Annotated in this window: 22 protein-coding genes and 1 pseudogene; 12 read left to right on the forward strand and 11 right to left on the reverse strand. The window is 42.1% G+C overall.

From position 1 onward, the window contains the following. Nucleotides 1-76: 76 nt before the first annotated feature. Genes ACF8FD_RS00460 through ACF8FD_RS00470 form a run of 3 tightly spaced genes read right to left on the reverse strand, consistent with a single transcriptional unit; the run spans nt 77 to nt 2909 of the window. Nucleotides 77-1150 (reverse strand): DUF6670 family protein, encoded by a 1074-nt coding sequence (locus ACF8FD_RS00460; RefSeq protein WP_234304473.1) that lies wholly within the window; start codon nt 1148-1150, stop codon nt 77-79. Nucleotides 1151-1177: 27 nt separating this feature from the next. After that, entirely contained in the window at nt 1178-2008 is an 831-nt protein-coding gene (gene pssA, locus ACF8FD_RS00465) for a CDP-diacylglycerol--serine O-phosphatidyltransferase (RefSeq protein WP_279678746.1), read from the reverse strand. A 43-nt stretch (nt 2009-2051) separates the two neighbouring features. Next, nucleotides 2052-2909, reverse strand: coding sequence for a 23S rRNA (adenine(2030)-N(6))-methyltransferase RlmJ (locus ACF8FD_RS00470; RefSeq protein WP_004691214.1), 858 nt, complete (start codon nt 2907-2909; stop codon nt 2052-2054). Between the two features lie 115 nt (nt 2910-3024). On the opposite strand from ACF8FD_RS00470, the gene ACF8FD_RS00475 reads away from it, so the two are divergent. Both ACF8FD_RS00475 and ACF8FD_RS00480 read left to right on the forward strand, forming a co-directional pair. Next, on the forward strand, nt 3025-3627 hold the full coding sequence (locus ACF8FD_RS00475) for a 2OG-Fe(II) oxygenase (RefSeq protein ID WP_010327563.1): 603 nt from the start codon (nt 3025-3027) through the stop codon (nt 3625-3627). Nucleotides 3628-3699: 72 nt separating this feature from the next. Beyond that, the gene (locus ACF8FD_RS00480) at nt 3700-4227 is read left to right on the forward strand and encodes a hypothetical protein (protein ID WP_004691217.1); all 528 of its coding nucleotides are present in this window, start codon (nt 3700-3702) and stop codon (nt 4225-4227) included. Between the two features lie 85 nt (nt 4228-4312). Here the strand turns inward: ACF8FD_RS00480 and ACF8FD_RS00485 are convergent, their stop codons facing one another. The 5 genes from ACF8FD_RS00485 to ACF8FD_RS00505 all read right to left on the reverse strand — a co-directional run bounded on the left by ACF8FD_RS00485 (nt 4313) and on the right by ACF8FD_RS00505 (nt 8914). After that, nucleotides 4313-4570, reverse strand: coding sequence for a DUF2789 family protein (locus ACF8FD_RS00485; protein ID WP_004691219.1), 258 nt, complete (start codon nt 4568-4570; stop codon nt 4313-4315). 105 nt (nt 4571-4675) lie between these two features. Beyond that, complete coding sequence (locus ACF8FD_RS00490) at nt 4676-4936, reverse strand: DUF2789 family protein (protein WP_004691222.1); 261 nt, start codon at nt 4934-4936, stop codon at nt 4676-4678. Nucleotides 4937-5109: 173 nt separating this feature from the next. After that, entirely contained in the window at nt 5110-6096 is a 987-nt protein-coding gene (locus tag ACF8FD_RS00495) for a malate dehydrogenase (protein WP_010327565.1), read from the reverse strand. A 169-nt stretch (nt 6097-6265) separates the two neighbouring features. Then, entirely contained in the window at nt 6266-6859 is a 594-nt protein-coding gene (locus ACF8FD_RS00500) for a ribonuclease I (RefSeq protein WP_372239180.1), read from the reverse strand. Between the two features lie 87 nt (nt 6860-6946). Then, nucleotides 6947-8914, reverse strand: coding sequence for a lytic transglycosylase domain-containing protein (locus tag ACF8FD_RS00505; protein ID WP_234304471.1), 1968 nt, complete (start codon nt 8912-8914; stop codon nt 6947-6949). 308 nt (nt 8915-9222) lie between these two features. Here ACF8FD_RS00505 and miaB point away from each other — a divergent pair, with 308 nt between their 5' ends. The 4 genes from miaB to ACF8FD_RS00525 all read left to right on the forward strand — a co-directional run bounded on the left by miaB (nt 9223) and on the right by ACF8FD_RS00525 (nt 12843). Further along, complete coding sequence (gene miaB / locus ACF8FD_RS00510; protein ID WP_010327568.1) at nt 9223-10680, forward strand: tRNA (N6-isopentenyl adenosine(37)-C2)-methylthiotransferase MiaB; 1458 nt, start codon at nt 9223-9225, stop codon at nt 10678-10680. Nucleotides 10681-10718: 38 nt separating this feature from the next. After that, nucleotides 10719-11795, forward strand: coding sequence for a PhoH family protein (locus tag ACF8FD_RS00515; RefSeq protein ID WP_004977846.1), 1077 nt, complete (start codon nt 10719-10721; stop codon nt 11793-11795). Nucleotides 11796-11852: 57 nt separating this feature from the next. Next, a complete protein-coding gene (gene ybeY / locus ACF8FD_RS00520) occupies nt 11853-12332 on the forward strand; it encodes an rRNA maturation RNase YbeY (RefSeq protein ID WP_234304470.1) in 480 nt (159 codons plus the stop codon). Nucleotides 12333-12432: 100 nt separating this feature from the next. Further along, entirely contained in the window at nt 12433-12843 is a 411-nt protein-coding gene (locus ACF8FD_RS00525; RefSeq protein WP_373430674.1) for a hypothetical protein, read from the forward strand. Between the two features lie 45 nt (nt 12844-12888). Here ACF8FD_RS00525 and ACF8FD_RS00530 read toward each other — a convergent pair whose 3' ends face one another. After that, nucleotides 12889-13746 carry an energy transducer TonB gene (locus tag ACF8FD_RS00530; RefSeq protein ID WP_010327571.1) on the reverse strand — a complete coding sequence of 286 codons (858 nt, stop codon included), beginning with the start codon at nt 13744-13746 and terminating at the stop codon, nt 12889-12891. Between the two features lie 260 nt (nt 13747-14006). On the opposite strand from ACF8FD_RS00530, the gene ACF8FD_RS00535 reads away from it, so the two are divergent. The 5 genes from ACF8FD_RS00535 (at nt 14007) to ACF8FD_RS00555 (ending at nt 18134) form a co-directional block, all read left to right on the forward strand. Then, nucleotides 14007-14684, forward strand: a complete 678-nt coding sequence (locus ACF8FD_RS00535) for a hypothetical protein (RefSeq protein ID WP_004977854.1) — start codon at nt 14007-14009, stop codon at nt 14682-14684. Between the two features lie 155 nt (nt 14685-14839). Further along, complete coding sequence (locus ACF8FD_RS00540; RefSeq protein WP_010327572.1) at nt 14840-15550, forward strand: DUF3108 domain-containing protein; 711 nt, start codon at nt 14840-14842, stop codon at nt 15548-15550. Between the two features lie 90 nt (nt 15551-15640). Beyond that, entirely contained in the window at nt 15641-16216 is a 576-nt protein-coding gene (locus ACF8FD_RS00545) for a xanthine phosphoribosyltransferase (protein WP_004691243.1), read from the forward strand. Nucleotides 16217-16494: 278 nt separating this feature from the next. Next, entirely contained in the window at nt 16495-17547 is a 1053-nt protein-coding gene (locus ACF8FD_RS00550; RefSeq protein ID WP_228140122.1) for a sensor domain-containing diguanylate cyclase, read from the forward strand. A 212-nt stretch (nt 17548-17759) separates the two neighbouring features. Next, nucleotides 17760-18134: a hypothetical protein gene (locus tag ACF8FD_RS00555; RefSeq protein WP_029575121.1), complete on the forward strand. Its 375-nt coding sequence runs from the start codon at nt 17760-17762 to the stop codon at nt 18132-18134. 42 nt (nt 18135-18176) lie between these two features. Here ACF8FD_RS00555 and wrbA read toward each other — a convergent pair whose 3' ends face one another. Beyond that, nucleotides 18177-18770: an NAD(P)H:quinone oxidoreductase gene (gene wrbA, locus ACF8FD_RS00560; protein WP_125280240.1), complete on the reverse strand. Its 594-nt coding sequence runs from the start codon at nt 18768-18770 to the stop codon at nt 18177-18179. A gap of 115 nt (nt 18771-18885) precedes the next feature. Here wrbA and ACF8FD_RS00565 point away from each other — a divergent pair, with 115 nt between their 5' ends. Continuing rightward, nucleotides 18886-20136, forward strand: a complete 1251-nt coding sequence (locus ACF8FD_RS00565; protein ID WP_010327576.1) for a YihY family inner membrane protein — start codon at nt 18886-18888, stop codon at nt 20134-20136. Between the two features lie 81 nt (nt 20137-20217). Here ACF8FD_RS00565 and ACF8FD_RS00570 read toward each other — a convergent pair. After that, nucleotides 20218-21153: pseudogene (locus tag ACF8FD_RS00570) on the reverse strand (DMT family transporter). Nucleotides 21154-21188: the final 35 nt, after the last annotated feature.

The raw sequence follows: 21188 nt of genomic DNA on the forward strand, positions 1-21188 counted from the left end.
ACACAACCCCCTTTATTCAATTATTTATAAAAAAACTTCCACTTGTTTATTTATTCAGCAAAATGACGCTTTTTTCTTATTTTTTGAGTGAAAAGGGAACAATTTCTCCAATTTCATTTCGATTTTTTTCTTGCGATTTTTTTTCTTGCCACTTTAATGCACGACAATCCACATATTCACAATAACCACTTTCGCCCTGTTCCTCATAATTATCCATTTTGAGTTGATATTTAAAGCTACCTACATAACCCGCAGCCAAACCAAATTTAAAATCACCACGACTTTGAGCGTAAAGATGGATGTGATGTCCCTGCTCATCTTGATAATGCCATTCAAATTCTCGCGGCAAATACATTTTTTGCCCATTGGGGGTTTTCACAGCAGGGTAAACGCGATGAACTTGAAAGTGCACCATCCGATCAAACATATGGGTTTGTTGTTTGTGCAAATCACGTATATAGATACGTGACTGTACAATTCGATTAAACGAATCTCGAATTTGTTCTAACAATAACTGACGCTGATCTACTAGATTAATGACTTGATATGTGAAAAACGCTAAGGGTAAATAACTAAAGTCGATACTGCGCGCGTATTCAAAAGCACCCAACTGATCAATGTCATAGCGCTGTTCTTTATATTTAACTTCTCCCTGACATCGACACAATACAGACCAATGCTCAGCAAGACCAAAACGCAATTTGGTGAAATGTGAGATCAGTGGTGTTGTTGTTATTTCAATTTCAAAACTCAATTCTGTGTCTTTTCTTTGAATTTGAAATTTTGGGAATGCCCCCATGAGCTGTTCTTTATTGGCAAATTTAAATGTTTTTTCTTGAAATGAACATTCCGCAGAAATTGAATAGCGGTTCAGTTGCCCTGCCATATGTGGACTACTACTGGCCAATACGGTCGCGGTATCTAAGGGTGTAGTTCTGATTGCACTGTTATTCCGAAACATGGGCGTATTGGGCTGACCAATCATGCTCAAAAAATTTAAATAATGTAATGGTGCTGGAAGATTGGGAATGGTTAAAGCTTGATGAATAATTTTATATTTTTTATTGGGTGGGTGATAAGCAGGAAGTGACCGTGAAGGAGCCTGATTAAGTTGTTTAGACTGATCGAGAAAATCTTGAAACAACCACATATCATACTCCTTCTACATATCATTAACTCATGATGGGCTGTGCTGACGTCGTGCTAAAAACGTAGTAACAAAGCCAGATAGTGCATAAATCAAAGAAATAACTAAAATACCCACAGGAATATTGTAAGTCATTGCAGCAAAAATAAAGACCGCAATAGGAAGGACAAAAAATGGTACTCGCTTACGATCTACCGTTTTAAATGAATAATATTTAATATTCGAAATCATGAGGAGTCCGACAGACACAATCACTGCTGCGCTGATGACTTGAATCCCCCGCTCACGAATATCAAAAATTTCTGGGAAGTCGAGTCCAACCCAAACCAATGAAATAATAATAATGGCAGCAAGAGGACTAGCTACACCAATAAAGTAACGCTTATCGACCACACCGATTTGCACATTAAAACGTGCTAAACGGAACGCAGCACAGGCGGTGTAGACAAAACAACATGCCAAACCTATGCGCCCGAGCGAATCCAAACTCCAACTATACATCAAAATAGCGGGTGCAACACCGAATGCTAATAGATCCGATAAAGAATCATACTGCTCACCAAAAGCGCTCTGTGCACCAATTGCTCGTGCAACGCGACCGTCCAAGCCATCCAACAACGCTGCCAAGAAAATGGCATAAATCGCTTGCTGGAAGTTGCCATTCATACTGGCAATGATGGAATAAAAGCCTGACAACAACGCTGCAGTTGTAATCAGGTTCGGCCACAAATAAATACCTCGACGTTTTACCTTTTGACCTTCCTGTGTGTGCTCTTCTTCTTCTACCTCAAAAGTAATCCCATCAAAAGTAGGCGTACTGCGGGGTGAAGATTCGCTTTCAGGTTTATTTATATTTGTCATTCTCTGTCGATCCTAATGTAGCCTTTTCTCTTATAGTCTATCTTTATTCGCCAACTAACCAACGAACAGCAGCATGACCACCATTTTCACTCATACGCAAATGCGGGAATAACCATTGTAGCGCTTCATCTGCATCTTCAGAAAACTTCCAAGGTGGGTTAATCACCAACAGACCACAACCATTTAAGCCCACTGGGGTATCATCTGGCCAAACACATACTTCACAGATCAACTGACGGCGAATACCGGTTTTAATCATTTTCTTTTCAAAACGGTCAATCATGGCGCGGTCTTTGATTGGATACCAAATTGCAAACACACCCGTTGGCCATTTTTTATATGCAGTCGCTATGAGATCAACCAATTGAGGGAAATCTTTACGCTCCACTTCGTAAGGTGGATCAATCATCACCAAACCGCGTTTTTCTTTGGGTGGAATAACGCCAAATAGCCCTTCATACGCATCGCGCTCATGTAAGCCCGCGCGTTTGTCACGAACGTTGTAATACAACTGTTGGAATACATCACGTTGCATTTCAAAAATAGTGGCTTTATCGATTTCGCGCATGCCTTCCAATGCAAACCATGGCGAACCTGGATAAGCACCTTTGCCTGAACCTTCACGCATTTTTTCAACAATTTTTAAATACTGCTGAACACCTTCAGGCGCATTACGCTTAATCGAGTCATCAAGTTTTACTAAACGGTGAATACCATTTAAAAACTCACCCGACTTTTGTGCTTCTGAAGTCGATAAATCATATTTACCAGCACCGCCATGCGTATCAATATAACGATACGGTTTATCTTTTTGATTGAGGCGAGTCAAAATCTGAAGCAAAAGGACATGCTTCATGACATCTGCAAAGTTACCTGCATGGAAGTGGTGACGGTAATTCATGTTTCTATCATTCCTAAAATCAATGAGTATTTTAGCATGAAAAATAGTTTCGTTCAGATTGCTTTCATACACTAGAATAACCGTGGCTTTTCTTTGTCTTTTTTAGGTTAATGTAATGGAAGCAGTTCTTCTCCCAAAGTCTTGGAATGTTGATCAAATCCTAGATGATTTAGATCAACATGGTTTTGCCATCATTGATGACGCCTACTCTAATGACTATGTACATCAACTCATTGAAGAATGTACTTCGAACTTAAACCGCTTTCGTGAAGCTGCTATTCAAAACGGTGTCATCAGCAAGATCCGTAGTGATCACATTTTATGGCTCAATCCCGAGCTCGTTATTTCCAATCAACATGTTCAAGCCCTTTTTAGTTTGGGTCAGGAACTAAATCGTGCTTTTTATCTCGGTATTCGAGACGTCGAAGCGCATTTTGCTTGCTATAACGCTGGCGAGTTTTATGCCCTACACCGTGATAATCCTCAAGGTAAAAATGGCCGCATGATTTCTACGGTTTATTATTTACACGAAGACTGGCAAGACGATTGGGGCGGTGAACTTCATCTGCAAGATAAAAATGACATTTGGCATGTACTACAACCCAAACCGAATCGTATTGCATTGTTTCAAAGTGACTTACTGCATGAGGTCTTAGAAGCTAAACATCAGCGTTTATCGATTACTGGATGGTTACGGAGTGACAGTACAATCCTGTGATTCAAGCAAAAAGACTTTAAATTGTAAGAAGTATCCTCATATACTGAACATCAATTGATGAGGATGTAACCGATGCGTGCCAGCAGTCAACAAATTATTCAGCGTATTGGTGAAACAGATCAACTCTACCTACAAGGCAATAGCCCTGAATTAGCCCTTGAGCGTGCTGATTTGCGCTTACAGTTGGTCACACTGAGCCAACTGCGCCAAGAGCAAGTCCACTTTTTACAAGAAGCGGTGGTATTACTTGAGCAAGGTCGAATTGAGTTTGAGGAAATGCCTCTATCTTTGTACCTCAATTTGTCTTTGCACCTTGCAAAGGCTTATATGCTGTACTTTGAAATCACCAAAGAAGATCGCTTTGCACTGATTACACAGCAAATTTTAAAACCGCTGACCAGCTATGGTCAGGGCGATATTTACCTGTTTTTGGCCTATGCCTCGGTCAGTAGAAAAGAGTCGGCATTGGCACGACACTGGCTTGGTAAATATGCGAAAAGCACCGAGTTTGATTTCGTTTTACTGCGTGAACATGCCGCTTTTGTTGACCTTCATCAAGAAGATTGGTTTATCAAGCTGATGCAAAGTAAATTGCACTAAAATGCACAAATAAAAAAACGCCTGAAATCAGGCGTTTTTTTATGGGTCAATCCTACTATTCAAATGACAACAGCATAAAATCAATTTAAGCAGTTTGAAGTTTATAAGCATCAAGATGTAGCTGTTGATTAAGTTCATCAACCATAATCGCCCAATCATCATCTTGAACCAAATGACTGATTAATAGCGCACGTTGAGCGGAATTCCAAAACGGTGCATCGTGTAAAGACTGATGAGCAGGAAGTTGATGCGTACGAATATATAACTCGATGGCAGCCGCACTATTGGCGAGTCCCAGTTGCGAAAATAAAAGCTCTAAGGATGGTTTATGTTGACTGAGCATCTCGGCCTCCTTATCAATACAATTGTCAATTATTATTGAATTAACTTATATGTATTTTCTAAAAAAACCTAGTCATAAAACTAGGTTTGTTGTTTCAATTTGTGATTATAAATGACACGATCCTGAAAGCGTATGTTCTGTATGCAATTGTTCATTTAACAGGTCGACCACCATTGCCCATTCATCATCTTTTTTCCAATTACTGATAATGAAGTCATGCTGTGCTTTTGACCAAAAGGGTGCTTTATGCAATGGAACGTCTGAAGTAAGTTGGTGTGTTTCAATAAACTGATCGATTGCTTCCGCACTCGCATCAAGCCCCAATTGTTCAAATAAAAGTTCTAAAGTCGGTTGTTGGTCAAACATCATTGTTCTCCTCAAGCTCTGATCATGCCCTTTTAGAATAAACCTTTGGCCATCTATGCTCAGTTGTATCTACATCACAGCATGTTATTTTTTGTTCAATAAATACCCCATATAAAAAAGCACCCCAAATGGAGTGCTTTTTCAAAACAGATCTTGAACAGATCAGTTTTTAATTATTTAAGCATGTCAGCAATTGCTGCGCGCTCTTCTTCAAGTTCTTGAAGAGTTTTGTCCATACGCTCACGGCTGAACGCATCGATTTCTAGGCCTTCAACACGTGTGTATTCGCCATTTTCGCAAGTTACAGGAACACCATACATTACGCCTTCAGGAATACCATAAGAACCGTCAGAAGGAATACCCATCGTTACCCATTCGCCATTTGTGCCAAGCGCCCAATCGCGCATATGGTCGATAGCAGCGTTCGCAGCTGAAGCAGCTGAAGACAAACCACGCGCTTCGATAATCGCAGCACCACGTTTACCAACAGTTGGAAGGAATACATTCGCGTTCCAGTCAGCATCGTTGATTTTGTCTTTTAAGCTTTCGCCATTTGCAGTTGCAAAACGGTAGTCAGCATACATCGTTGGAGAGTGGTTACCCCAAACAGTCATGTTTTTGATGTCTGCTACAGCAACACCCGCTTTTTGAGCAATTTGAGTCAACGCACGGTTGTGGTCAAGACGTAGCATTGCTGTGAAGTTTTTCGCTGGAAGATCTGGAGCAGATTTCATTGCGATGTAAGCATTTGTATTTGCAGGGTTACCTACAACAAGTACTTTAACGTCACGGCTAGCAACTTCGTTTAGTGCTTGACCTTGACCGATGAAGATTTCACCGTTCACTTTCAATAAGTCAGCACGTTCCATACCAGGACCACGTGGACGTGAACCAACCAATAACGCGTAGTCAGCATCTTTAAATGCAACTTTTGGATCATCAGTACCGATCATGCCAGCCAATAATGGGAAAGCACAGTCGTCTAATTCCATCATTACGCCTTTAAGCGCAGCTTGAGCTTTCTCAAAAGGAACTTCTAACAATTGCAGAATAACTGGTTGGTCTTTACCTAACATTTCGCCACTAGCGATACGGAATAATAGGCTATAACCGATTTGACCAGCAGCGCCAGTAACGGCAACGCGAACAGGTTGCTTCATGTACTTATCTCCATTTGAGGAACGTTATATGATTAAATAGCTGTTCTATCTAATCTTAATAATCATAAACGGCAAAGATTGTACTCCAATACTTTGGCAGATGCATGTAAAAGAGAATGAATTCCAACAAAAGTATGATAGGAAATATAAATTAATTTAGGGAAAGAGATTAGTAAGAACCCTTGATCGCAAAAGAATTTGGGCAGTTTTCTTGTATATTCTCTGCACAGCCTTTGTACTGACCATTGGGTTTATAACAAACTTTGACTTCGGTCAAAATATTGGTTTGACGGTGAGTACGACAGCTAAAACGGAGCCCGCTGGCAGGCAGTCCGGGATTTAAACGCTGGAACTGTCCACGTAAACTGTGCAGTTGTGCGGTTTTATTTTCAGATGAAGTCAAATCTGCTGGAATTTTTAAACGTTCTGCATAATTAATCACGTTACGGAAATATTGACTGGCACTCATCGGCACACACCCCCCAATCTCAGCCCATAACTGGCGACGTGCATGCTCATCGGGCATCACCCTAGCCACCACTTTAGTTTGAAGCGGAGACAATACAGCTGAAGATTTGGTCTGACACTCTCGTGTTGTAGTTTCAGGATACAAGCCAGTGATATTGAGTGAATAGCCTTCCAAACATTTCCGTTTCTTTGAGCCTTGGCTATCAAACAAACACACGGCAGGTGTCATTTGAACTTCCATCACATAACCAAACACGGTCGGTGTTGCATGAGCTGATGTCGCAAAAAATCCCATAGCTATGCCGCTGCTGATCAACAGCAGAAGCTTTTGCGTTAAGACAGATTGGGATGACATCAAAACCATAAAATACCTAGGCCTTTATCATTGACTTCTAAAAGGGATATTTTGCATGCGCTGGGTGATCGACTGTGGTCCCTGTCCAAGCAGAACACCATAATGGGTCGCATTACTCATGACATGCTTGACGTAATCACGAGTTTCTGTCAGAGGAATACTTTCTGTATATTGATCCGCCGCAATCGGCTGATTTTCAGGCTGCCAACGGCGCGCACGATTTGGCCCTGCGTTATAACCTGCGGTGGCAAGTACAGGACTGTTACTTAATTGGCTTTGAATCATGGACAAGTAAAATGTGCCATAACGTACATTGGTATTCATATCACTCAGTGCAGCAGGATTATAGGTTTCACCCATTTGTCTAGCGACCAGTTTTGCCGTATCTGGCATGATTTGCATCAAACCACCTGCCCCGACATGCGAACGTGCATGGGTAACAAATCGGCTTTCTTGACGCATTAACCCATACGCCCATGCAGGATCTATGCCTGCATTGCGACTATGGCTGACCACATAGCTTTGATGCGGCATGGCATAACGATAACTGTAGTTATGCTGCTTGACGGTTCGATCGGCTGCATAGATCGCGCGGTCATACCATCCCATTTCTGTGGCACGTTTGGCAGCAGCCAAAATTAAGCCATCATCTTGTTTTAAATAAGCTTGTCGAACAGCCCAATTCCATTCACGGTTGACATAATTGTCTGGCGCATTGACGTTGCGCAGTGCAAAAGCGCGGCTAAAGTGAATATCTTGACTCAAACGCTGCGCATCCGCATTGCTCGGTTGGGTATTGGCTGGAATTGTTTGATAACGCTGACCAATACGATCTTTTGCCAATAAGTTATGATAATCGTCACCTACTGACAATTTTTTGAAGATCTCGCGTGCCAGTGTTTTTGACTTTGCATCACCACGTTGTTCTGAAGCACGGGCTAACCAATATTGCCAGCGATCTTCTTGTTTTTGCGTCACACTCATGCCATCAATGGCACGAATGACACTCTCCCATGCGCCGAAGCGAATGGCTTGGCGTGCATAGATTTCAGCTTCTTCTTCACTCAGTGCTAAACCGTAGCTTCGATCGAAGGCTTGCAACACTTCCACATTAAAATTATTTTTCATAACAGTTGTGCCACCGATATACCCCACAGCACGGTACAACGCTTTTTGCACCGACTCAGGTGTACCCTCTGCAGCACGCTTGACCGACGCCAGTGCAGTATTTAGATCACTGTCGGCTAAACGGCCAATGGCATAAATTAAATACGCTTGATCTGCCGCCGACGCTTTCGGTGCGGACCAGAGATAGTTCAGTGGATCGGCTTGAATGCTATTCAGCTGGGCCAAAGACAGATTCATGCCAATGGTTTGTGCGGTTGCAATCGCTTGACCTGACTGCCCTGCACGTAGCTGTGACCATAGACGTTGTTGTTTGTCTTGTTCCGTCATCAGTGGACTAGACAACATCATGCGCCCCAGCCCTGCACAAGACTCAGGCTGTGAATTGGTCGTGAGCCAAACATCTTTATATTCGGCAAAAACCAAAGGATCGCCTGACTTGGCCCGGACTTGCGCCATAGCACAGCTTTCTGCGCGATCTGCATTGGACACATAGGCCAATACTGGCTGCGCAGAAGTAAAGTCAGCCATTTTGACTTTTTCTTCAATGTAATCTGCTGCTAACTTCTCAGCCATAGCAGATTGCGGATAACGCTGTGCAAAATTGACAATATTCGCCGCAGGTTGCAACGCCAAATTACTGTTAAGTACCCAGTATTCAGGATAATAGCCCAGTACATCACCCTGCATACTGCTTTGATATTGTTGTAATAAACCAACATTGCCTGCATTTGCTGCACGCAAAGCATCATTAAACTGTTCATCTGCGGCATGTGTCGCTGCCGATAGACCCAAGGCAGCCACACCCAACGCAAACACTTGATAATATTTATTCTGTAATCGTTTTAACATGGGTTTGCCTTCAGTCATCTTTGGATTGCCTAGTCTCGTATCATCATTTTCATTAGTTTAATAACTCATAACAGACTCTATTGTTCTCTTATGTAACCTTATGATTAGACAATATTAATTTTCCTGCATTTTCACTTCACAAATCAATCTTTTTAGCTTCAGATTTAAAGCTATAAGTTTATTCAGATTTCCTGCTAAAATATGCGCCTTTCGTAGATTTCACATGGTGTTTGATCGACCTTTTTTGTCGCCAGCCAAGCTCTGCTTTCGCCGCCACAGATACCGATCAGACACAAAAACCTAGATTTATCCCCTTAGGAGCCTACATGACGGTTCAAACCTTCATTCCAAATGGTGCCCAAGCTGCCTCAGAAAACACTGTTACCCAGCCACAGCACACCCCAGCCATCGATGGATCAGTTAAAAAACTGTATATCGAAACGCAAGGGTGTCAGATGAATGAGTATGACAGTCACCGTATGGCAGACTTACTTGGCGACTCGCACGGTTATGTGCTGACCCAAGATCCGAAAGAAGCTGATATTCTACTCATGAATACCTGCTCGATTCGTGAAAAAGCCCAAGAAAAAGTGTTCTCTGAATTGGGTCGCTGGCGCAAGCTGAAAGACAAAAATCCAGACCTGATCATTGGTGTCGGTGGTTGTGTAGCTTCGCAAGAAGGCGACAACATTCAAAAACGTGCCAACTATGTCGACATGATTTTTGGCCCACAAACCTTGCACCGTTTGCCACAAATGCTGGATCAGCACTTCGATCAAATCGAAAAACCCAAGAAAGAAAAAATCAAATTGGTCGATATTTCTTTCCCAGACATTGAAAAATTCGACTTTTTACCTGAACCGCGTGTTGAAGGTTACAAGGCTTTTGTTTCAATTATGGAAGGTTGTTCAAAATATTGTTCATTCTGTGTGGTGCCCTACACCCGTGGTGAAGAAGTTTCTCGCCCATTGGATGATGTTTTAGCAGAAATTGCAACCTTAGCCGAAAAAGGTGTCCGTGAGATTTCTTTATTGGGTCAAAACGTCAATGGTTACCGCGGTGAAACATTCGAAGGCAATATCTGTACTTTTGCAGACTTGTTACGTCTGGTTGCAGAAATTCCGGGGATTGGGCGTTTGCGCTACACCACCTCACACCCGCTTGAATTTAATGATGACTTGATTGAATGTTACCGTGACCTCCCGCAAATGGTGTCGCATTTACATTTACCCGTACAAAGTGGTTCAAATGATGTATTGCAAGCCATGAAGCGTAACCACACGATTGATGTGTATATCGACAAAATTGCCAAATTACGCAAAGTCCGTCCAGATATGCATTTATCCAGTGACTTCATCATTGGCTTCCCGGGTGAAACCGATGCGCACTTTGAAGAAACCTATCAATTCATCAAAGATATGGACTTCGACCATTCCTACAGTTTTGTCTATTCAAAACGTCCGGGTACACCTGCGTCCGATCTTGAAGACACCACCTCTGAAGAGGTGAAAAAAGAGCGTCTCAGTAAAGTTCAAAAATGGATCAAACGCTCAAGTATTGACAAGACCGATGCCATGCTCGGCACGATTCAACGCGTTTTGGTCGAAAAGGTTTCTGACAAAGATCCAAACTTACTGATTGGCACGGCAGATAACACTCGTTATGTGAGTTTTATTGGTGATGCAGCATGGGTCGGACGTTTCGCCGAAATCGAAGTGACAGAGATTAAAACTTTGAATTTTGTTTATGGTGAACTCTTGAATCTTGAGCCTGACGTGGCGTAATGTAAGGGAATAGATTCTGACTACTTAAAGGAATTCTCTTGACTGCAGCGATTCGACGTACAGTAACTTTTCCTGGGGTTTCAATAGAACGTTTAAAGAGCATGCTCGGTGCTTATAACGGTCATTTGAAACAAATCGAACAGCGTTTAGATGTCACTATTTCCCATCGAGGTGATGCATTTTATGTCGATGGTGAAATGGATGCAGTTGAGAGAGCCGAAGGTCTGCTCCATCGCCTGCATGAAGAAGCAGAAAATACGGCACAAATCAGTGCCGACACCTTACACCTCATGATTCAAGGCAGTCAGACTGACCGTGAATTGCAAGAAGACCTCGACGGGCAAGAGCACACTGGTTTAGATGAAGTATGGCTCCAAACCCGTAAAGGTCGTATCAATCCACGTGGTGCCAACCAAAAGCGTTATGTGCAGCGTATTCTACAAAGTGATATTTCTTTTGGTATTGGACCCGCGGGTACAGGTAAAACCTATCTCGCAGTTGCAGCCGCAGTCGATATGCTAGAACGTAATGAAATTCAACGGATTTTATTGGTTCGTCCTGCCGTTGAAGCGGGTGAAAAACTTGGTTTCCTACCGGGTGATTTAAGCCAGAAAATTGATCCCTATTTGCGCCCACTCTACGACGCCTTGTATGAAATGCTAGGCTTTGAAAAAGTGGCCAAACTGATTGAACGTCAAGTGATTGAAGTGGCACCACTGGCTTATATGCGTGGTCGAACTTTAAACCACTCTTTCGTGATTTTAGATGAAGCGCAAAACACCACGCCTGAACAAATGAAAATGTTCCTCACACGCTTAGGCTTTGGTTCGCGCGCAGTGATTACAGGCGATATCACACAGGTCGACTTACCGCGTGGTCAGCAATCCGGTCTGGCGCATGCTTTACGCATCATCGACAAAATCAAAGAAATTCACATTACCCGCTTCCACTCTCGTGATGTAGTACGTCACCAATTAGTCCAAAAAATTGTTGAAGCTTATGAGGGATGGGATGCAGAACAACATCGCTTAACTGCTGAAGCGCGTGCTGAACGCAAAGCGCGTCAAGAGGCCTTAGTGGCTGAAAATGATGCCGCTGCCGATGCTCAGCATTAAGTTAAAGTCTGCGGGCATTTTAAAATGCCCGCAGATATCATTATTTAAGGATCTATTTTGAAACTGAGTCTTTCTCTACAACAGGACTTTCAAGCACCTGAGTTGGTCTTGAAACGTGGCTATATCAAAAAAGTTGTAGAAACTGTTTTACGTCATATTGGCACACAAAGTAACTGTGAAATTGGCATTGCTTGTGTCGACCATGACGAAAGTCATAAATTGAATTTGGAATATCGCGGCAAAGACAAATCAACCAATGTGTTGTCTTTCCCTAGTGACTTACCCGATGAAATGGCGCAAATTCTTGACTCATTTCCTATTGGCGATTTGGTCATTTGCATTCCTGTGGTGCTGTTGGAAGCGAAAGAACAAAACAAAACGCCACTGACGCATTTCACTCATATGTTGGTACATGGCACTTTGCACCTCATGGGCTATGACCATGAAACGTCAGAAGCAGATGCTGAAGAAATGGAAGGTATCGAAATTGAAATTTTGGCTAAACTCGGTTTTGAAAACCCTTATTTAGAACAATAATTATTAGATTTGAAACAGCTCACCCGATTCATCTCGATGTGTCGGGTTTATTTATGCTAAAAATAATACAAGATGAAAAATAGATGAAGATATTATAAAAATGCATACATCGATTTCAAAACTACTCTGCATTATCGCCCTATCCTTCACAATGCCACTTTATGCCAATAGCAATACTGAAAATCAAACATCCTGTCAGGAAGTGAAGTTTCAAGACGCAGATCAGGCGTGGGCTGGACATTATTATTTAAACGGCGTTATGGAGGTCGGTTCCGAGCTTTTACTAGAGCCCAACGGTAAATTTAAATGGTACTTAGCTGTCGGCTCTTTAGACCAATATGCCGAAGGAACATGGTGGAAAAACGGCAACTGCATTGGTTTAAAAGCATTACCGAAATATAGCAAGCACTTAGAAATTTTTCCTACCCGCCTAGATGTGGAAGAGTCTCATTTAACTGTGACTTGGATCGGTGGACGTCAAGACGGTGCCTATGTACGCGCAACCCAATAATCCGAAGTAAGCAAAATCATCAAAGTACACTTAAAAGTGCACAGCTCAGTGCACTTCAAACTCTGCCTCTGCTGGGTCAAAACGCCATGTACGCACAATGCGTAACTCAGAAATATCCTTCATTTTGGTATCAAATCCACCGAATGGTGCAGCCTTACGCACCGAGGCTTTTGCAGCCTCATCGAGCATCTCATGGCCTGAACTATCAATCAGGCGAATGGCACGGATACCTCCTGATGCATTTAGAATCACCATTAAACGCACTTCACCCGCCAGCCGCTGCTGTTTAGCTGCTTCTGGGTAGTAACGGTTGCCATAAAACTCCACTTTCTGACGGAACTTTTCAAGATAGGCTGCCGAAACATCTTGCTTGGCTTGAATACCATCGACTGTTTTAATTTTTTGCTGACGGCTAAAGTTTTGTTGGCGTTGCAAATATTGCGCTTCAAGGCTGGCCACCATTGCTGCTTTGGCTTGAAACTGGCTGTTCATCTCTTCCATGGCTTTTTTGCGCTGGTTATCCTCAGCTTGTTTTTGCCAACTCAAAGTCGTCATCAACAGTTTTTCTTCAAAATTCAGCTCACGTTTTTGTTGGATCTGTTCTAAAGTTTCAGGCTGCTCTTCGCCTGTACTTTGCTCAAGCATCGGTGCGGGCATGTCACTCGACATGCGATGTGACTCACGAAAAGTCCCTGAACCCTGTTGATCGGCTTGCGCTAAAAAATCTGCATTTTCAATTTTTTTATCTGAAGGACGCAAAGTCACCGCAATTTCTTTCACTGCCGCATCATTTTCTTGAGGCATCGCAAATTGCAAAGTCAAAATTACGAGATGCAAAAATACCGCCAGCACGACGGTCGCTGTAAAAATTGGGTCTTTCCACCAATCATGAGCCAAAGGCATTACATTTATTTTTCTAAGCATCACACCAAACCGACAATTTGTCTTGTTCCCCAAAGCGCATGCGCGCAGTATAAAATAGACACAGTCTTCATTTTATTGCGTAGAATGAGACCTTGTGCCCTTTAGATTCACTGTTTCGTAAAATCATGAAAATGGTGCAATTAATTTTGCTAAACTGCAAGGTTCATGAGCAGTATTTTTCAAACATTTCGACCAGAGATCTGATCGCTCAAACACGTTGATTAGCTAGGACGCCTCTTATGCAAACGCTTATTTCCAACATTTCAAATCGTTTACGCCAAGTTTATCAAAAGGCGGAAGGATTTATTGAGGATGAGCGCGAGTTTCCAATGTCTCAAGTCTTTTTAAATGCTACTTTTCAACGTTTTGTGACCGACAACGTAAGAATGTTGAAAGACCTACATGCCGACTTACATGATGATTGGTTACGCTTATATGCCACGCTCGACTATAACGGGCTCAAACTCACGCTTTCGGTAGATTTGAAACTGGCACAAATGGAGTTAAATAAAAAAACGCAGTTGATCGTATTTGAGCAAATCAGTGACACCAGTGTGCTGGATGCTGAATACCCAACGGTATTTCATAAAATGGGTGTGCGCTGTGCCCTATTCTTTTATCAAAAAGTCCTGAACCAAGACCCCTTAGGCATGATTTTAGAAAAACTAAATGTGATTAAAGTCAAAGATGATCTGCTGCATTTGGATTTGAATCGCTGGTTAGGGAAAAACCGTTCCATTATCGATACTTTAGGTAAAGTCCATGTCAATCATGCCGTGTTGCGTGAAGCAGAATTGGTAGTGATCGGTAATGTCAACTTAACGGCATTGTTCAATAAGTTTTCGCAAACCTCGATCGATGACTTGATTGAACCTAATCTAGACGAAAGCACGGTCTCGCCAATTCGACAAAAATAACTCGGGATGCTGCTACTAAAATGTGACTTAAGGTGGGTAAAAGAAACATAAAACTACAGTTTGCCCTATGTTTCGAATTTTTTCTTCATAATCAACGTGCATAATATTTCTATGCAAAAAATTTGTGCCTACAACTGAATAGGAAACTTTTTCTTATGGCTAAATCAATGTTGAAAACAGTCGCAATGGCAACAAGTGTCAGCACCTTGCTCTTTGTCGGTTTCTCCAGTCAAACCTTTGCCATGAGTCCATTCCAAGCCAGTTATCAATTTAACTATAATGGCAAAAACATGGGCTCAGCGACACGTACGTTATCGAAATCGGGCAACAACTGGAACTATGTCTTTGCAGCCAAAGCTGGTGGTATCGCCTCTGCAACCGAAAGTAGTCGCTTTAGTTTTAATGGTAAGCAAATTCAGTCCAGCAGTTTTAGTCGTAGTAGTAAAATTTTGGTGCATAACAACACCATGAGTATTAACTTCAATCCAGCGGCAAAAACCATCAATACCAAGAAAGACAAAGAAGCGCGTTCTTTCGCTTGGAAAGCCGGCGTACTGGATGAACTGAATGCTGAATTACAGCTTCGGGAAGACATCAAAAATGGCGGTTTAAAATCGACTTATTATTTGGCCGATGCCAAAGAAGTGGAAGCACGTAAATTTGTGAAACAAGGTTCTGAGTCAATCAAAACTGATTATGGCACCTTTGACACCATTAAAGTGGTCATGAAACATGACAAACCTGGCCGCGAAACCATTTTTTGGTTAGCACCTAAATTGGACTACCTTCCAGTCAAAGTCAGCCATGTGGATAAGAAAACATCCTATGGATTGCTATTAACGGGTTATAAAGGTGCAAGCAATTAGTCATTTTGACGAATTTTACTTGCATTTTTTCAGGTGCTTCCTAAAATACGCTTTTGCTTGAAAAAGCACCTGCCCCTAGAGGATTCTCCCGTGTACGCACTAGAACAGAAAATCTTAAGCGAAGGTATCGTTCTATCTGATGAAGTTCTGAAAGTTGATGCTTTCTTAAACCACCAAATCGATCCGGTTATGATGCAATTAATCGGTAAAGAATTTGCTGCTCGTTTTAAAGATGCAGGCATCACTAAAATCATCACGATTGAAGCATCAGGTATCGCACCTGCAATCATGGCAGGTTTAGAACTGGGCGTGCCCGTTATTTTTGCGCGTAAATACCAATCTTTAACCTTAAAAGATGACCTTTACCGCTCAAAAGTCTTTTCGTTTACCAAACAAACGGAAAGCACGATTGCAATTTCAAATAAGCACATCAGCTCAGCAGACAAAGCCCTCGTGATTGATGACTTCTTGGCTAACGGTCAAGCAGCATTGGGGCTGATTGACCTAATTCACCAAGCGAAAGCAGAAGTTGTTGGTGTGGGTATTGTGATTGAAAAATCATTCCAACCTGGCCGTGACATTTTGCTTGAAAAAGGCTACCGCGTTGAATCTTTGGCACGCGTAAAGTCATTGGCAAATGGCACTGTTGAATTTGTTCGTGACTAATCACGGCGTTTAACTTCAAAAAAAGAGCACTTCAGGTGCTCTTTTTTTTGTCACTCAGATGGCCTGCGGGTCATCCACATGTAAATGCCACATTTGCGCTGTAGGTTATTTTTAATTTAAAGTAAAAATATATCGTTTTTTTTCAATTTAATTACACATTGAAGTTGGAGAAATGCGATTTATATAGCATGATCAAATCTAAAAGGTAATGTCCACTTTCTAAGAGCAAAACAAACAAAGACTAAATTGGATACTATTTTATAGAGATACCGTATTGAATGATAAACAAGAATCAATTAACTGAACGATCATTTACCCCAAGCCAATTATCTGGCTTTGATGGCGCGCACTCCATCCAACTCCCTGTAGACTTCATTCACGACTTGAGTAAAGCAGACTCCTTGCAAGCTGTTTTAGATACCATTGCTTACTGGATTTCTCACGTGTTTGATGCGGATCGGGCCAGTATTACCCTGCAAGATACTGAAGAATATCTCAAGCTGTATTCGATCTCAGGCAATCATGCGATTCCCATGGATTTTAAAATTCCGATTGGGCAGACTTTTGTCGGACGCGTCTTTGCCTGTGCAAAGCTGATCATTTGTGATGATTTAAGTCAGTCTGATGAGCTGGATTGTAGAATGCTTTCTGAGCATGGGATGGAAACCTGTATGGATGCACCCATGATTCACAATGGCGTGTGTATTGGTACCTTAAACGTGGCAGATCAACGTAAACATCACTACACCCTACAACAAGCAATTCTTTTACAGAGTCTCGCCACTTGGTTAGCTTTAAACATTAAATTACATTTACAAGTGCAAGAAATGGCGGTCTTAGCATCTACAGACGAGCTTACGGGAACTTTTAACCGTCGTGAATTTGTGCAAGAAAGCAATCAAACCATGCAGCATTTCAGCCATGCTCGCGTGCCATTTACAATCGGCATCTTAGATATTGATCACTTTAAACAGCTGAATGACTGTTATGGGCATACCGCAGGTGACCATGTGCTGAAAAAGATGACCAAAAAAATCCGCAGTGTACTGCGTGACGAAGACTTTTTAGCCCGTATTGGTGGTGAGGAATTTGCGATTATTTTACCCGCTTGCTTGGGTGATGAAGCCATGCGGGTCTTTAAACGTATCTGTTCAACGATTGAAGCGATGGAAGTGCATTATGAGCAAGAAGTGCTGTGCTTCACGGTCAGTATAGGGGTTGCTGAAATCGGCAAACATGATGCAGATGCAGAAGATGTCTTTAAACGCGCAGATAAAGCATTGTACTGTGCCAAACAAGCTATAAGAAACCCAATTCACTTTGCCAACTAAACCATATTTAAAAACTCAGCATAAAGTACTCAAGAAAATTACAAGTTTAATAAATATTATTGCTGCAAGTTCAACTAAGATTTACTCTAGATTCAGTTGTTTAGATCTGTCAAATTCAAGCGCAAAACTCGGTTGTTCTGCGCAACGTATCATCCACACCGTAAAACGGCTGCCAGCTTCAATCACTGGTCACCCGAATAGGCCAATAAACTATGGAAAATACAATTCTCTGCCCAAAATGTGGCTCTAGTGAGGTTGAAAAACGCAATCACGAGCAACAACTGACTAAAATTGGGGGCGTATTGCTCAGTTCTGCAGGTGCAACCGCTGGTACTGTCGGTGGTGCAGCATCTGGAGCCTCTATTGGCGCAGCGATCGGTGCAGCGGCTGGACCTCTTGGGGTGATTATGGGTGGCACCATTGGCACCTTTGTGGGTGCGGTCAGTATTGGTGTGACAGGTGGTTTTTTAGGACATCGTTTTGGTAAAAAAGCGGGTGTCATTGTCGATAAAAATGTATTTCTTGACTATAAATGTCTTAAGTGTGGTACAAAGTTCAAAGAACAGCATCTGACGCCAGCCCAATAATAAAAAGCCCATCATGGATGGGCTTTTTTCATGTCTCAATGACTAGGCCTGTAATTTCTTCACAACTTCCCCAAGACGCTTACCTTGAGCTTCGCACAGCACTTTTTCATCTTGGCTTAAGCTCTGATCATGTCGAGGCCCGCTGACATGGCTCGCACCATACGGTGTTCCACCTGTCTTCGTATGTGACAATGCGGGACTGGCATTGTTCAACCCTAAAATCATCATGCCATGATGAAACAATGGTGGCAGCATGGTCAATAAAGTACTTTCTTGACCGCCATGCATCGAACCTGACGAGGTAAACACACAAGCCGGCTTGCCATGCAAAGCTCCATTGAGCCAAAGACTGGTGGTTTGATCAAGAAAATATTTCATTTCAGAAGCCATGTTGCCAAAGCGGGTTGGTGAACCTAGCGCCAAACCAGCACAGTTTGCCAAGTCCTCTAAACTACAATAAATATCGCCTTCTGCAGGAATACTCGACTCTGCTTCCTTCACCACAGCCGCAATATTTGGCACCGTTCGAATTTTAACTGCAACACCACTGGCTTCAATTCCATTTGCAATCAGATGCGCCATTTCACGGGTACTGCCGTATTTGCTGTAATATAAAACTAAAACATAGGTTTGCATGAATAGAGTTCGGTGACAGAAAAAATAAAACTATACGGTATTTTTCCTACTTTTTGGTTAAGCTTATGGTGAAAAATGTAGAAAAGATGAAGAAAACAAGAGAGATACTTTGCCTATGTTAGAACAGTACTTAAGAAAACTTCCTTTCTATGAGAAAACTTGGTTTCAGTTCATTTTATTTGTACTGCGCCGCTTTGAGGCCGATCGATGTCGTGAACAAGCCGGTTCACTAACCTATACGACCCTGTTTGCCGTCGTTCCGATGCTGACCGTTTTTTTGGTGATCATTTCCTCAATCAAAGCGCTTGAGCCTGCACGGCAGCAATTACAACAATTGATCTATAGTAATTTTTTACCGAAAACCACGATTGCTTTTGATAAGGCCTTAAATGCGTTTACCGATAAATCCAGTAATTTAACCATTATTGGGATCTTATTTTTATTCGTCACTACCGTCATGATGTTAACCAGCATTGAAAAAGTCTTTAACCGTATTTGGCGAGTCCGCGAAACCCGCGGCGGCATTATTGGCTTTATGCGCTATTGGACCATTATTTCTTTGGGCCCTATTCTACTCGGTAGTGCCTTTGTTATTTCGTCGACGATGGCTTCCCTCAATGTTTTGAGCAATAATTTTGCAGGCTATGAACTCAATGGCGCATTTGTCCTGTGGTTGATTTCTTTCTGTCTAACGGTTTTAGGATTTTTTATCCTGAATTGGACTATTCCAAACCGAAGTGTCCCAATTAAATCCGCTTTTATTGCAGGCTTATTTAGTGCTGTAGTGTTTGAACTCCTGAAAAATTTGTTCGGCTTTATCATGTCAAACTTCACCAGTTATGAAGTCGTTTATGGTGCCTTTGCTGCGATTCCTATTTTCTTATTATGGATTTTTTTGTCGTGGAATATTGTCCTGATTGGCGTTGAAATCAGCTACGCACTCACCGCATTTACTTCCCAGAAAGAGCAAAAACGGCACCCTGTCATTATGCTACTAGATTTGCTGGAGCTGTTTTATAAAAAGCAACAGCAAGGACTCAGTGTCTCTGATGATGAAGCTTTGGATGTTTTAGGAAGAGATGAATTGGGCCGTTGGCCGAGTTACGTGTTTATGCTTGAACAGCAAAACTTAGTCAAACGTACCGATGACAACCAATTTGTACTAGTACGTAATTTATCTCAAGTCGATTTTTGGAGTTTTTACAGCAGACTTCCTTACCCTTTACCAAAACGTAAAGATTTGGGTAATGTGCATCCTGATGATGTCTGGATACAGAAAATTGGCCCAGCGTTAGTTGAGTCGGATGATTACTTGGCGGCCAAACTCGCCATTCCGCTGTCTACAATTTTTGATGATAAATCTTAAAACTTCATTATAAAAAACGTGTCCAAGACACGTTTTTTATATGCTGAATCAAAGCAGTCTGAGCTCAAGCTTACTCTGTATTTATTGCAAAGCCACTTTAAATGCCTGTGCATACTGCTTAATTTTGTGATGCAAACTCACCACCATCACACCCATCAACACAAAGCATGTACCTACCAAAAAGTTGAGTTCCAACTGTTCATTGAGTAACACCACACCAAAACACATCCCAAAGATTGGGGTCAAAAAAGAAAAGACACCCAACTATGAGGCCAAATATTTTTTCAACAGCCAAAACCAAATCAGATAACTGGCAAATGACACGACAACGGTATGGAAAAGTAAACTTGTAAGGGATAATACAGACCAGTGAATCGTCGCTTGTCCCATGAAAAAAGCCACAGGCAATAACACTAAAAATGCGATAAAGAGCTGATAAAACAAAGTTTGGGGGGCAGGTGCTTCTGCTAGTTTCGTCAGCCGCACTGCAATAGTTGTGGCTGCCCATAATACCCCTGCCAAAAGTGCTAAAGCATCGCCCCAAATTGCCGAACTCGCAGCCGCTTGTGAAGCTGCAGGACGAAATAAAAATGCAATCACAATCCCGAAAAATGCACATGCAATGCCCAACCACTGGATAAGCGATAAACGTTCAGAGGGTAATTTCCAGTGCAGACCCAATGCTACAAAAATAGGTGCGGTATACAGCAAAACTACGGTATGCGCCGCGGAGGTAAAACGTAAAGCTTGCGCGACCAGAAAAAATTCAGCTGCAAATAAAAGCCCGACTAAAACTCCTGCGGGTAAGTAGTCTCGCCCCCATAAAGATGTGCCCTTTGCCAGCTTGATCATGGGGTAAACCATCAACGCAGAGAGACCTGAGCGCAGTGCAATTTGCATCACTGCAGAAATATCGGGGGCAGCAAGCTTTAACACCACTTGTTGTAATCCCCACAAAATACACAGCCCAAACATAATCCCTGAAGCTTTACTGTCTAGCGCTTGACGACTACTCACGACCTGCTCCACTGAAAAAGATCAAAGCTCACTAT

This window comes from Acinetobacter sp. TYF_19 (assembly GCF_043105125.1).
Taxonomy (GTDB): domain Bacteria; phylum Pseudomonadota; class Gammaproteobacteria; order Pseudomonadales; family Moraxellaceae; genus Acinetobacter; species Acinetobacter johnsonii.

Bases quoted from the DNA above. Each gene is read 5' to 3' on its own strand.
- ACF8FD_RS00460 (WP_234304473.1), bottom strand. From the start codon at position 1,150: ATGTGGTTGTTTCAAGATTTTCTCGATCAGTCTAAACAACTTAATCAG.
- pssA (WP_279678746.1), bottom strand. From the start codon at position 2,008: ATGACAAATATAAATAAACCTGAAAGCGAATCTTCACCCCGCAGTACG.
- ACF8FD_RS00470 (WP_004691214.1), bottom strand. From the start codon at position 2,909: ATGAATTACCGTCACCACTTCCATGCAGGTAACTTTGCAGATGTCATG.
- ACF8FD_RS00475 (WP_010327563.1), top strand. From the start codon at position 3,025: ATGGAAGCAGTTCTTCTCCCAAAGTCTTGGAATGTTGATCAAATCCTA.
- ACF8FD_RS00480 (WP_004691217.1), top strand. From the start codon at position 3,700: ATGCGTGCCAGCAGTCAACAAATTATTCAGCGTATTGGTGAAACAGAT.
- ACF8FD_RS00485 (WP_004691219.1), bottom strand. From the start codon at position 4,570: ATGCTCAGTCAACATAAACCATCCTTAGAGCTTTTATTTTCGCAACTG.
- ACF8FD_RS00490 (WP_004691222.1), bottom strand. From the start codon at position 4,936: ATGTTTGACCAACAACCGACTTTAGAACTTTTATTTGAACAATTGGGG.
- ACF8FD_RS00495 (WP_010327565.1), bottom strand. From the start codon at position 6,096: ATGAAGCAACCTGTTCGCGTTGCCGTTACTGGCGCTGCTGGTCAAATC.
- ACF8FD_RS00500 (WP_372239180.1), bottom strand. From the start codon at position 6,859: ATGGGATTTTTTGCGACATCAGCTCATGCAACACCGACCGTGTTTGGT.
- ACF8FD_RS00505 (WP_234304471.1), bottom strand. From the start codon at position 8,914: ATGACTGAAGGCAAACCCATGTTAAAACGATTACAGAATAAATATTAT.
- miaB (WP_010327568.1), top strand. From the start codon at position 9,223: ATGACGGTTCAAACCTTCATTCCAAATGGTGCCCAAGCTGCCTCAGAA.
- ACF8FD_RS00525 (WP_373430674.1), top strand. From the start codon at position 12,433: ATGCATACATCGATTTCAAAACTACTCTGCATTATCGCCCTATCCTTC.
- ACF8FD_RS00530 (WP_010327571.1), bottom strand. From the start codon at position 13,746: ATGCCTTTGGCTCATGATTGGTGGAAAGACCCAATTTTTACAGCGACC.
- ACF8FD_RS00535 (WP_004977854.1), top strand. From the start codon at position 14,007: ATGCAAACGCTTATTTCCAACATTTCAAATCGTTTACGCCAAGTTTAT.
- ACF8FD_RS00540 (WP_010327572.1), top strand. From the start codon at position 14,840: ATGGCTAAATCAATGTTGAAAACAGTCGCAATGGCAACAAGTGTCAGC.
- ACF8FD_RS00550 (WP_228140122.1), top strand. From the start codon at position 16,495: ATGATAAACAAGAATCAATTAACTGAACGATCATTTACCCCAAGCCAA.
- ACF8FD_RS00555 (WP_029575121.1), top strand. From the start codon at position 17,760: ATGGAAAATACAATTCTCTGCCCAAAATGTGGCTCTAGTGAGGTTGAA.
- wrbA (WP_125280240.1), bottom strand. From the start codon at position 18,770: ATGCAAACCTATGTTTTAGTTTTATATTACAGCAAATACGGCAGTACC.
- ACF8FD_RS00565 (WP_010327576.1), top strand. From the start codon at position 18,886: ATGTTAGAACAGTACTTAAGAAAACTTCCTTTCTATGAGAAAACTTGG.